The 12,490-nt window shown below is 28.3% G+C and carries 9 protein-coding genes and 1 pseudogene; 5 read left to right on the top strand and 5 right to left on the bottom strand.

The genetic code is table 11. The features are described from left to right. Window positions 1-426: 426 nt before the first annotated feature. Genes H2277_RS06740 through H2277_RS06730 form a run of 3 tightly spaced genes read right to left on the bottom strand, consistent with a single transcriptional unit; the run spans window position 427 to window position 1,793 of the window. The gene (locus H2277_RS06740) at window positions 427-1,182 is read right to left on the bottom strand and encodes a hypothetical protein (protein ID WP_337201574.1); all 756 of its coding nucleotides are present in this window, start codon (window positions 1,180-1,182) and stop codon (window positions 427-429) included. Beyond that, window positions 1,127-1,555, bottom strand: coding sequence for a Cj0814 family flagellar-dependent secreted protein (locus H2277_RS06735; protein WP_337201573.1), 429 nt, complete (start codon window positions 1,553-1,555; stop codon window positions 1,127-1,129). Before H2277_RS06735 ends, H2277_RS06740 begins: the two co-directional genes overlap by 56 nt. Further along, the gene (locus H2277_RS06730; RefSeq protein ID WP_337201572.1) at window positions 1,539-1,793 is read right to left on the bottom strand and encodes a hypothetical protein; all 255 of its coding nucleotides are present in this window, start codon (window positions 1,791-1,793) and stop codon (window positions 1,539-1,541) included. The genes H2277_RS06735 and H2277_RS06730 overlap by 17 nt, the downstream gene beginning before the upstream one ends. A gap of 326 nt (window positions 1,794-2,119) precedes the next feature. On the opposite strand from H2277_RS06730, the pseudogene H2277_RS06725 reads away from it, so the two are divergent. The 4 genes and pseudogenes from H2277_RS06725 (at window position 2,120) to ccsA (ending at window position 9,523) form a co-directional block, all read left to right on the top strand. Then, a pseudogene (locus H2277_RS06725) lies at window positions 2,120-4,091 on the top strand (cytochrome c3 family protein). A gap of 43 nt (window positions 4,092-4,134) precedes the next feature. Beyond that, the gene (locus H2277_RS06720; RefSeq protein ID WP_337201571.1) at window positions 4,135-6,198 is read left to right on the top strand and encodes a rhodanese-like domain-containing protein; all 2,064 of its coding nucleotides are present in this window, start codon (window positions 4,135-4,137) and stop codon (window positions 6,196-6,198) included. 42 nt (window positions 6,199-6,240) lie between these two features. Continuing rightward, window positions 6,241-6,828 carry a thioredoxin fold domain-containing protein gene (locus tag H2277_RS06715; RefSeq protein WP_337201570.1) on the top strand — a complete coding sequence of 196 codons (588 nt, stop codon included), beginning with the start codon at window positions 6,241-6,243 and terminating at the stop codon, window positions 6,826-6,828. Beyond that, window positions 6,821-9,523 (top strand): cytochrome c biogenesis protein CcsA, encoded by a 2,703-nt coding sequence (gene ccsA / locus H2277_RS06710; RefSeq protein ID WP_337201569.1) that lies wholly within the window; start codon window positions 6,821-6,823, stop codon window positions 9,521-9,523. The genes H2277_RS06715 and ccsA overlap by 8 nt, the downstream gene beginning before the upstream one ends. A gap of 38 nt (window positions 9,524-9,561) precedes the next feature. Here the strand turns inward: ccsA and H2277_RS06705 are convergent, their stop codons facing one another. Further along, window positions 9,562-9,978: a PepSY-like domain-containing protein gene (locus tag H2277_RS06705; protein ID WP_337201568.1), complete on the bottom strand. Its 417-nt coding sequence runs from the start codon at window positions 9,976-9,978 to the stop codon at window positions 9,562-9,564. Between the two features lie 103 nt (window positions 9,979-10,081). On the opposite strand from H2277_RS06705, the gene H2277_RS06700 reads away from it, so the two are divergent. Further along, complete coding sequence (locus H2277_RS06700; RefSeq protein ID WP_337201567.1) at window positions 10,082-10,597, top strand: rhomboid family intramembrane serine protease; 516 nt, start codon at window positions 10,082-10,084, stop codon at window positions 10,595-10,597. 23 nt (window positions 10,598-10,620) lie between these two features. Here the strand turns inward: H2277_RS06700 and rpoD are convergent, their stop codons facing one another. Then, window positions 10,621-12,486: an RNA polymerase sigma factor RpoD gene (gene rpoD / locus H2277_RS06695; protein ID WP_337201566.1), complete on the bottom strand. Its 1,866-nt coding sequence runs from the start codon at window positions 12,484-12,486 to the stop codon at window positions 10,621-10,623. Window positions 12,487-12,490 lie beyond the last annotated feature (4 nt).

The raw sequence follows: 12,490 nt of genomic DNA, 5'->3' as shown, positions 1-12,490 counted from the left end.
GGATTTATCTTTTATTTTTTTATTTGAATACTTTGTATATGTTTTAACTTTTGTTGTTTTAGTTTGTGAATAAATTAGAGAAGTTTATTAGGATTTGAGTTTTAATAAAGTAGAGTTAATTGGATTGCTATATGGATTTTAGTTTTAAGTTTAGGGTGTTTGTTTGTAAAAAATAGTTTGATTGATTTAGGTTAATCTTTATTTTTCATATCTTTGATTTGGTTATTTAAAAGGATTTAGTTTAAGGTTTGGGTTTGTATTTGCTTGTGTAGCTTTATCTTGCTTAATTGTATGGCTTTAGCTGATGTTTGATTGGTTTTTGTTTTTTCTTGGTTGTTAGGGTTAGTTTGAGTAAAATGATTTGTTTTTAAAATATTATAAAAGATAAATGAGTGTCTAAATACTTATAAAAAACTTAATAAACTTCTAAACCTTAATATTTACACTTCTATGTTTAGTTTTAGTTTTAGAACTTAATTTACTAAGATAATTAGAGTTGGAATTGTTGTCATTAGAATTATTGTTATTAGAATTATTATTTGTATTGTCATTATCTATTTTTACATTAAAAAGAATTTCTAATTCTTTTGCTAAATCAAATTTATTTTCAAGAAGTTTTTTTATGAGTTCATTTCTTATATTATCATCTTTATAAGTTTCTTTGTTTTTACTTTCTACTTGGATGGGTTTAAAAGATTTTTGAGTATTGTCATCTTGTGTTTTTTTATTTTTATTATTTGAAATACTTTGTCCACTAGCAATATCTATGCTATAATCAATTCCTTTGGCTTTTTCTTCTGCTTCCAAATTTTCTATAAAGTCATCATATCTTTCTTTAAAATCTAAATATTTAGTTTTAAATTCATTTAAACTCATATTAGAATTGATTAATTCATTATATTCTTTTCCTAATTTTTCAATAGTTTTAATTAGCTTATCATCTCCTAAATTTTTTGCCCTATTCGTATAATCCCATATTGATAGACTATCTCCCATGGGATTAGCCCAATCATTCTGTTGATTAGAAGATTTCATACGAACAGAATAAGTTAAATGATTAGAATTCATAAAGGATATAAAATCTTTAATTTCACTATTGCTAATATTTTTATCTAAGCCTGCCATTTTACCTAATAAAGTAGTTGTTCCTTCTACAATGGGGTGATTTGCAAAAAAAAGCAATCAAAGCACTCCTTTTGGATATTTCACCATCTTTTATTTGATATTTATCTGAACCCAAATTTGCTAATTTCATATCAGCAAGTTCCCAAAATGTTGCAGTATTATCTTGAAATTTTTTCCAATAATTAATACCATCATTATTGGATAAATTTTTTAAATCTTGCTCTTTAAAATTTTGCCCTAATTCTTTATCATTCACTAAAGAAGAAAAAGAATTATAAGCATTTCCTATAGTTTTAGCTATATCAATTTGAGAATAAAAGAGTTGTCTTTTAAGAAAACTATTTACAAAATTCTCCATACCCTTAGCATAAATCTTATAATCTTTAGGTATTCCTGCAGCTTCATTAAAATCACTAGTAAAAAAAACCATCTTCATCTACACCATAACCTAGTATTTTATTAACTGCCTTAGATTTATCACTTACCAAATTTGAATTTATTTGTTTTAATGAAGTATTGTTTGAAATATTATTATTGTTATTTAAATTTGTATTGTTGTTTATTTCTTTATTATTATCTACTGAATCATTTGTTTTGAAATTCTTTTTAGAATTTAAAGTATTTGTATAGTAATTATAATTTGAGTAAGAATTTATACTGTTTATCATTTTACTGCCTTTTAGTATATTGATCATTTCTACCTTATATATCGGTAGAAATGATGAGAAGTTTATGATTTGTATTAAGTTGTTCATATTTTTAAAATAATTTAAATATTTATTTATTTATTTATTATTTAAAATATATTGTTATATTTATATTATTTTATAAAAAACGCTTTCCAAGATAAGATAAAAATATTTTATATTATAAATATATTAAATTTATTAAATATTAAACTTAATTAAGATAAATTTAATATAATATAAATAATAAATTTCAATTAATAAAATAATTATTTATATTGAGTAAACAATTTCACAAGGTGTAAAATATGAAAAAAAGTATTTTTAAAAATAGTTTTTTGTGTTTATTGCTTGGAGTTGGATTTTGTTTAAACACAAGTAGCGCTGAAAATCCTAATGTATTGGTGCAAGGACAAGCAGCGCAAGATGGCAATACAAAACCAAGAACTCTTGAGGGTTATGTGCATCAAGAGGATTCTTTTTTCAAATATTTAAAAGAAAATCATCCGATGTTTAAATATGAAAAAGAAGGACGTATTGTTGGCAAGTATGTTATCAGTGATAGAGAGGAAGAATACGTAGAATTTTCCAATGGTCCAACATTTGCTGAGCAAAATAATTTAGCTCACACCTCTGTTACTTATCGTTTAGGGATGGAATCATTTTTAGATTTTCCAAATAAATTTGTAGGTCCTAAAAAGTGTGGAGAATGTCATCCAGCTCAGTATAAAGCTTGGGAAAGATCACGTCATGCCAAAGTTGTTCGTTTTCCTGATGAATTTGAAGAGGTTGGAAATGATTTAAAAAAAACCTATGTATAATTCAAAATCTACAATCTTACCTGAAGGAATTTATCCTGATGATGTATATGTGATCATTGGAACCCCTAGAACAAAATATGGTTTTATAGATAAATGGCTAGTGCGTGGGACTTACCATGTAGAAGATGGAAATCTTAGCAATATGACTGGAAAAATTGTTGCAGGTGGAAATCAATTTTCAAGACTTTGGAGTGAATTTTTAACTCCAGAAATGGCTAAAAAAATTGCAGAATTCTCTCCAGGTTTCCCAACCACCTTGGAACAATTTGGCGGGGATGGTTCTGGAATTTGGGGTACTAATTCTTATGCGGCACAATATAGAAAAAATATGCTTTTTCAACCAGCAAGTTCTTATTGTGAGACTTGTCATAGCTTTAAATTTGATTTTAAAAGCAAAGAAGAATTTTACAAAGCTTTAGGAAATACAAAAGAACTTAGAAAACATACTATTTCAAAGGGTATATCTTGTGAAGAATGTCATGGAGCTGGAGCGCATCTTTACGGTGCTAGAGGTGCTGGTATGCCTTCAAATTGTGAAAGATGTCACCAAAGATTTTCTTATAATGAAGAAGACGCAAAGAAAAATCCTAGAAAACCTTTTAACGTATTTTTCAAATCAAGTTGTCCAGCTTGTGGAACCGAAGGTTCTCAAATGTATAATTCAGCGCATTATGATAAAGGTATGAGATGTTCTACTTGTCATGATCCGCATGAAGTAACTTATAATGATTGGAAAGATGGTTATACAAAAGTAGGGCTAAAAAAATCTTGTACAGATTGTCATGATACTCAAGCAAGTTTCTTTAAGCAAGGTGGAGCACATTCTAAAGATAATTGTACAGCTTGTCACATGCCAAATATGATGAGTTGTGAAAATTTTGGAGCTGTTCAAAACCCAGATAAGGGAGGATTTGATAATGTTAGAGCTTCTCATATTTGGAAAATTAAAGTAGATAAAAGCGCAAAAACTCTTAATCCTCCTGCAGGCAAAGAAAGATCTCCAAAAACTCCAGGTTGGACTGTAGCTAGAGATAATGATGGAAGATTTTTCCTTGATCTTATGTGGGCTTGTGGACGTACAAGTTTTAGTGATCCAAATCTTATGGGACCAGGTGCTAGTGGATGTCATAGTGCAGTTCAATCAAATCTGCCAAAAAAACTTCATTTTAGCGATCAAGAAACAATTTACAATGTAGTTGTAGGTTGGCAAAAGCCTGTAAAAGATGGATATGAAAATATTCTTAAAGGTATAAAAGAGATTGATAAAGCTATGGCTGAAAATCCTAAGTTATCTGTAGAGAAAAAATCTCGTGTAATCAATTTAGCAAATCAAGCAAGAGCTATTGCGGATAAAATACAAAAAGATGGATCTTGGGGTGTTCACGGGCCAGTTTATTCTAAGAAGATCGTTGATGAAGCTTTAGTTTATATACAAGAAGCCAAAGATATTTTAAAATAAAATTTTTCGCCTATTTTTTAGGCGAAAATCGAAGGAGAAAGGCTTGAAACGAAATTTTATCAAAATCATATTTCTTTTTTTATGTTTTTGTGGCAGTTTGTATGCAGATGGGAAAATAAAAATTGGTATTTTAGATGGCGTAACTCCTATTGGCATGAGTGATGCTGAAAAATTTTTATATCAAAAAAATGTATATTTTATTGATATAAATTCTAAAGAAGAAAGAGAGATGGCAGGGATTATCCCTAATGCTATTTTAGTTGATAGCCAAAATTGGCAAAATTTACTTCCAAGTGATTTGAATGCTACTTTAATATTTTATGGATCTAATCGTTTTACTTATAATGCCTCAAATCTCGCAAATTTAAGTCAAAAGTTAGGTTATACTCATGTTTATGTTATGCTTGATGGTATAGAATCTTGGGTACTATCTGGTCGAAAAGTTCAAAAGGAGCAAATAGAAAGATGGGAAAATGCTAAAAATTTGGATGATTTTAAAGATAATATTCATTCAAGAATGTATTTTGGAGATATTCCAAGTTGCAGGGATTGTCACGGAAAAGGCGAAGATAAAAAAATCATTCGTTATAGCAATGCTACAAATTTAGATCTTATTAATCAAAATTGTGCAAGTTGCCATAAAAATGTAGATCAAGAGTTTAAGCATAGCATTCATCAAAATTTTAGTCAAATAGCGCTTGATGAAAATGGAAATAAGAAAAAAACTCCAACTTGTAACACTTGTCACGATATTCATAGCAATAACGCATTGTTTAGCACTATGACTTTGAAACAAAGAAGTGATTTTAAATGCGGAAAATGTCATAAGGATAAACAAGATCGATATCATGATACTTTTCATGGAAAAGCTATGGTGTTGAATAATCCAGGCGATGCACCTAAAATTGCTGCTTGTTATGATTGTCATGGTAAGCATAATATTTTAAAAGTTAATGATTTAAATTCAACTTTATCTTCTTTAAATCGTGTTCAAACTTGTGCTCAATGCCATCCAAATTCTAATGAAAATTTTTCAAATTTCATTGCACATGCGGATCACTCTGATGGAAAGAATTTTCCATTGCTTCATGGAGCTTATGTTTTTATGACGGCTTTAGTGATCGGGGTTTTTGTATTTTTTGGATTACATACCTTTCTTTGGAGTATTAGACTTATTTTGGCAAGAATTTTTAATCCAGTTCAATGGAAAAAAGTAAAAGAAGAAGCTCATGGTGATAAAATTTTAATTAAACGTTTTTCAACGTTCCATAAAATTCAGCATTTCTTTATGGCGGCTAGTTTTCTTGGTTTAGCTTTTTCAGGATTGCCACAAAAATTTTATACAGCTCCATGGGCCCAAACCATGGTTAATATTATGGGTGGACCAATCGGTGCAACAATTGTGCATCATATAAGTGCTATTGTTATGTTCGCTGTATTTTTCTCTCACATAGGAGAAATTATTATGGTAAATTGGAAAAGAAGAGATTTAGTGCGTGATCCTAAAACTGGAAAACTTGACAAAATGAAAATTTTAAAAGCACTTTTTGGCCCTGATTCTTTAATACCGAATTATCAAGATTTTAAAGATATAAAAGCGCATTTTAAATGGTTTTTTGGTATGGGAGAAAGACCACAATTTGATCGTTGGACTTATTGGGAAAAATTCGATTATTTGGCTGTATTTTGGGGTATGTTTGTAATAGGATTTTCAGGATTAGTTTTATGGTTCCCGACTTTCTTTAGTTTGTTTTTAGCAGGATGGATGATCAATCTTTGTTCTTTGATGCATTCTGATGAAGCTCTACTTGCAACAGGGTTTATTTTTGCAATTCATTTTTTCAATACCCATTTTAGAGCAGATCGTTTTCCTATGGATATGGTTATTTTTTCTGGAACTCAAAGCGAGAGTGAAGTTAAGAATGAAAGAAATGTTTATTATAAACGATTGCAAGAAAGCGGAAAACTCGAGAGTTTATATGAGAAAAAATCTAATTTTGATTCTTATAAAGGTATAGCTAAATTAGCCGGTTATCTCATGCTTATTACAGGCATGGTGTTTTTATTCTTGATGATCTATGCTTTTATATTTGATTTATTAAAATAATTGCCTATTTTTTAGGCAATTATTTGATTGTGAAAGGAAGGAATGTTAAAAAAGATTATTTTAATTGTAAATTTATTTGTATTATTTGCTTGTAGCGGTGATGATAAAATAGATAAAAATATTATTTCTAACGGAGTTCAATCTTCTCAAGAAAATATAGAAATTTCAAACAATCTTGATATTAATTCTTATAAGGAAATCTTAAGTTTTTTTAAAAATAACCAAAAAATTATTTTTTCTAAAAAACCGACTTTGATTATATTTAGTACTAACAACTGTATTTACTGTGAAAGATTAAAAAATGAGATAAAGAATAATGGAGAAATTCAAAAAATGCTTAGCAGTGACTATAATTCTTACTATATTAATATAAGTTATCAAAAAATTCATAATTATCAAGGTGAAAAAATAAGCACTATGGAGCTTTCTCAAAAATTAGATATTGATTCAACCCCAACTATAGTTTTTTTTAACTCTTGTGGAAAAATTTTATTTATCTATCCTAGTTTTATCAGCGCTAAACGTTTTATTTTAACTATGGATATTTTAAAAAATAAACAAAATCAAGAATTAGATGAAAATGAACTTTTAAAAAAAATATTTTTAAGCTATAAGGAGAATAATGTTTAGAAAAATCCTTTTTTCTTTTTGGATGAGTCTTGTTTTACTTTCTATTTATGCGATTTCTTGTGCGGTTGCGACTTTTATTGAAAACGATTTTGGAGCAAATGCTGCTAAAGCGATGGTTTATAATGCTTTTTGGTTTGATTTGTTGCATCTTTTGCTTTTGATCAATCTTGTAGGTATTATTTTTATACATAAACTTTTTCAGAGAAAAAAATATGCCGCTTTATTATTGCATTGTGCTTTTATAGTGATTTTGTTGGGTGCTGGAATCACAAGATATTTTGGGATAGAAGGCGGTATGCATATTAGAGAAGGACAAAGTTCAAATATCGTTGTTGCTAGGGATGAATTTATAACTTTGTTGCTTTACAATGATAATGGAAAAGTTAGAGAATATCAGTCTTTTGGGGTTGATTTTAATCCTTTATTAAAAAATAGCTTTAAAAAAGAAATTCTAATTGAAAATAAAAAAGTAGATCTCAAATTACTTGATTATGAAAAAGCTTCTGATACGATAAGTAGTCCTGTTATAAAGATGAAAATTTCTTTTAATGGAGACTCTAAGGAAATTTTACTCGTGCCAAATTATAATAATGAAAATGTATTGCCTTTTAGATTGGGAGGAGAAATTTTTGCACTCAATTGGGGTCCTGAAGAGATCACGCTTCCTTTTTCGATTGATTTGAAAGATTTTATTTTAGAACGTTATGCAGGCTCAATGAGTCCTTCATCTTATGCTTCAGATATTGAAGTGATAGATAAAGATAAAAGTTTTGAATATAAAATTTTTATGAATAATGTTTTAGATTATGGTGGATATAGGTTTTTTCAAAGCTCTTATGATGAGGATGAAAAAGGAACTATTTTTTCAGTCAATAAAGATCCTGGAAAAATTCCAACTTATATAGGCTATGCTTTATTGATATGTGGTTTTGTTTGGATTTTATTTGATAAAAGATCGAGATTTATTAAACTTTCAAACTATCTTAAAAATCAAAAAAATCTTATTTTGGTGATTTTTTGTCTTTTTATTGCACATACTAAGGTTTTTGCCGAATGGGATAGCTTAAAACTTGTGCAAAGTATCAAGGATAATTCTTTGCAACATTCTTTGTTTTTTGGTAGTTTATTGATTCAAGATTTTGATGGAAGAATTAAACCTATGGATTCTGTAGCAATGAATTATATCCATAAGATTATTAAGAAAAATAATTTTTTAGGATTAAATTATAATCAGATTTTTTTAGGCATGACTATGTATCCACAAAATTTTCAACATATAAAAATGATTAGCGTAAAAACTCCGCAACTTAAAGAGATTTTAGGGGTGGATAAAAATGAAAAATATATAGCTTATAATGATGTATTTGATAAAGAATTTTACAAGCTTACAAATTATGTTGAAGAGGCGAATCGTAAAAAGCCTGTTTTAAGAAATCAATTTGATAAAGATATTTTATCCTTAGATGAAAAAATCAATATAGCTCATTATATTTATAGTGGAAAAATTTTTAGAATTTTTCCAGATCCAAGTCAAAAAACATATACTTGGTATTCCCCAGCTATCTCTATGCCTTTTGAGTCAAAAGATATAGAGAATATACAAAATTTACTTTTAAGGTATTTTTTTGATTTTGATCAAGCTTTAATAAATAAGGACTTTTCAAAAGCCGATGAAGATATAAAGAAAATTAAGGATTTTCAAAAATATTATGCTCAAAATCTTATTCCATCAAAAACCAAAATTAATTTAGAGATATTTTTAAATCACTATAATATTTTTAACAATCTTGTTTTTGTTTATATTTTCTTGGGTGGTATGTTTTTTATTCTTCTTTTTTATGAAATTTTAAGTTTAAAAAAGACATCAAAATGGTTTAAAAGAGTGCTATTTTTGCTAATTTCATTTAGTGTAATTATTCACGCTCTTGCTTTGATTATTCGTTGGTACATTGGCGATCACGCACCTTGGAGTAATGCTTATGAAAGTATGGTTTATATCGCTTTTGCTTGTGCTTTTTCTGGTGTGATTTTCTATAAAAAATCTCCTTTGGCATTTTGTATAGCAAGTATTATGGCAGGAATTTCTTTATTTGTTGCTCATCTTGGTTTTATGGATCCTCAAATTACAAATTTGGTGCCTGTATTGAAGTCTTATTGGTTAAATATCCATGTTTCTATTATCACTGCAAGTTATGGTTTTTTAGGTCTTTGTTTTTTGCTTGGAATTTTTACTCTGCTTTTATTTATGTTAAGAAATAAAAAAAGAAAACAAGTTGATCAAAGTATTTTAAATTTGCATTGCATTAATGAAATGGCAATGATATTAGGTCTTGCTTTATTGACTATTGGCAATTTTTTGGGTGGAGTTTGGGCCAATGAAAGCTGGGGAAGATATTGGGGCTGGGATTCTAAAGAAACGTGGGCTTTAATTTCTATTGTTGTTTATACTATCATTTTGCATCTTAGATTTATTTCTATATTTAATAATCCTTATGTTTTTGCAACAGCAAGCGTGTTAGGATTTTATTCTATATTAATGACTTATTTTGGAGTGAATTTTTATCTTTCTGGACTTCATTCTTATGCAGCTGGAGATCCTATGCTTATTCCAAAATTTTTATATTTCTTTGTAGTTTTTACTTTATTTTTTATAATAGGAGCTTTTTTCAAAAGTAAATTAAAAAGCCCTATTTAAGATGAAAAAAAGTGAGGTGTTTTAAAAATACTTCATTTTTAGTAGTCTAAACTTTTGTGCAAAATTGCCCCATTAAAATCGATATAAATTTTTATTCCATTATTAAGTTTTATTTTATAATAATTAATTTTCCTTTCAATCTCCCTAGCTTTAACATTTGGAAATTTACTTTTTATAATATCAATGATATTAGCAGGGAGAAAATTAAACTCAAAAGGATCTAATTTGCTTTCTATTTCTTTCCAAGTTCCATCAGATTCAAATTCAAGTTCCAACCCATTACTAAGATAGACTTCATAAGAATTTGAATCTTTTTGAGCTATACCTATAGGGACATTGAAATTTTTTTTAAGAAAATTTTTGATATTATTGGGTAAGTTATCAGAAGATATGATAATGCCAGCATTTAAGTATGTAAAAAAAATACAAGTAAAGATTAGAAAAAATATTTTCAAGCTAGTTTCCTAAAATTATAATTTTTATTATTTTAATTAATTTTATGTGAATTTTATGTGAATTTAAAAAATATATTATATTTTTTCAATAAAGGTTTTAAATTTGATCACTTTATTATTAATTTTTTTAAATATCATAGTATATTTTATTGTGCCTTATGCCAATTATAGTTCATTTGGGTTAAATATTTCATTTTTTAAAGGTGATTATTGGCAAATTTTAAGTTCTATGTTTTTGCATAGCGGATTAACTCATCTTATACTTAATATGATAATGCTTTTTCAATTTGGTAGCATATTGGAAAGATATTTAGGAAAAATATATTTTTTGCTGGTTTATTTTATTGGCGGCATACTTTGTTCGCTTTTAAGTGTTGTATATATTTATTTTTTTGATTCCAATGTTAATCTTATAGGTGCTAGTGGGGCAATTTGTGTTTTAATGGGCTATTTTGCTTTTCTGGATAGAAAAAGTACTTTAGGGATTATTGTCGCAATTCTGCTCATGAGTTTTATTCCTTTGACTATAGGAGTTAATATAGCTTGGTATGGGCATATATTTGGTTTTATTTGCGGTTTTGTTTTGGCAAAAACAATAAGTATTAAAAAATGTTTTTAAATTGGAAGTAAAGTTTGAAAATATTACTTCCAACCTTCTATATAATTTTTTAATTTTCTACCTACCTTAGGATGTTTTAGTTTTTTTATAGCCGAGCTTTCTATTTGACGTACTCTTTCTCGTGTAACATTAAGTTCTTTTCCTATTTCCTCTAGAGTTCTATCGCTTTCATCATCCATTAAGCCAAAACGCATTCTGATAACGGTTTTTTCTCTTTCGTTGAGTTGGTCTAAAACTTCATCTATTTGCTCTTTTAAATCATCTTTTAGTATGTGATCTATCGGAGAAAGAGAATTTCTATCTTCTACAAAGTCTCCAAATTTGCCATCATCATCACTACCAATCGGTGCTTCTAAGGAAATAGGTTCCTTAGTGATTTTTATAACCTGCTTGACCTTATCAACGCTTAAGCCAACTTCTTTAGCTATAACATGTACGTCAGGTTCTTTACCATCTTTTTGTAAGTGCTCTCGTATAATTTTATTGATTTGATTGATAGTTTCTATCATATGAATAGGAATTCTTATCGTTCTTGCTTGATCAGCAATTGCTCTTGAGATAGCTTGACGTATCCACCAGGTCGCATAGGTTGAAAATTTATATCCTCGTTTATATTCAAATTTATCAACAGCCTTCATAAGGCCTATATTACCTTCTTGGATAAGATCTAAAAACGGTAATCCGCGATTAGTATAGCGTTTTGCTATGCTTACAACTAAACGTAAATTTGACTTAGCCATTCTAGTTTTTGCTTCATCTGATATTTTTTTACCTCGTTTAATCTGCTCTAAAATTTCTTTTAGACGTTCTTTTTCTAAATCAAAGCTTTTTTCGCTCGCTTCTTTTGTTTGAAAAAGTTTTTTAATTTCCATATAAGTGCTTACCATGGTAGCTTCAAGTGCTCTTTCCGCAATCTCTTCTTTGCTAAGTTTTGTGATATCTTTAAGTATATCAGCATGACGATTTTTTAATTCTTCTGAAAACATAGGCAATCTATATTCAAGACGTTTAAGCTCTTTATCAAATTCTTCATCACTTTTAAGTGCCGTTTCTATTGATTTGACTATTTCGCTTATTAGCTTAGAGGTTGGTCCTAAATCCATTAATTTTTCTTTCAGGATATTTTTTTTAAAAGCAATGCCTAGTTTATCCAAAAGCTCATCTCCGCTTTCTTTATCTTTGGAAACTTTTAGCCAATCTTTTTTTGCTTTTTCTAAAGCTTTAAATTTTTCTATAACTTTTAAAGTCCTTTCATCTTCTTTTTTATTGGTTTTTTTAGGAGTATCTTCTTCGTTTTCCAATTCCTCCTCGTTTTCCAATTCCTCCTCGTCGATATCATCAAGTTTATCTCCATTTTTTTCTTCGTCATCAAAGCTTTTAAAGAGTTCTTTTACTCTTCTTTCTCTATTAATTAAAGGTTCTTGATAATCCAAAATGAAATCTATCAGATAAGGAACGGAGCAAAAAGCATCGATGATAATATCTTCCCCAAGTTCAATTTTTTTTGAAATTTCAATTTCTTCATCTTTGCTTAAAAGTGCAATTTGACCCATTTCTCTTAAATACATGCGCACAGGAGAATCAGATCTACTCCATTCAAGTAAATCATTTTCATTAGCTAGATCAAATTCGTTTTCAAGACTTATATCTTGAAGTTTTTGCTTTTCTTCTTGTAGTCTCTTAGCATCTTCAATATTTTTTATCTGTGCAATTTCTGCAGCTGAAAATAGTTGAACCTTATATTTTTTCATTAGGGCAGCTATTTTTTTAACAGTAGTATTATTAGGTTGTTTGTCTAAATATTTGACTAATTTTTCATGGGTGATATAGTCTTTCTCATTTTCTTTAAATAATTCTTCAAGTTCTAAATTTTGAGTTTTACTATTCATCTGA

The organism is Campylobacter sp. W0014 (assembly GCF_020135975.1).
Lineage (GTDB): Bacteria > Campylobacterota > Campylobacteria > Campylobacterales > Campylobacteraceae > Campylobacter_D.
Note: the sequence above shows the minus strand (reverse complement) of the source record. Positions and strands in the feature narration are given on the sequence as shown.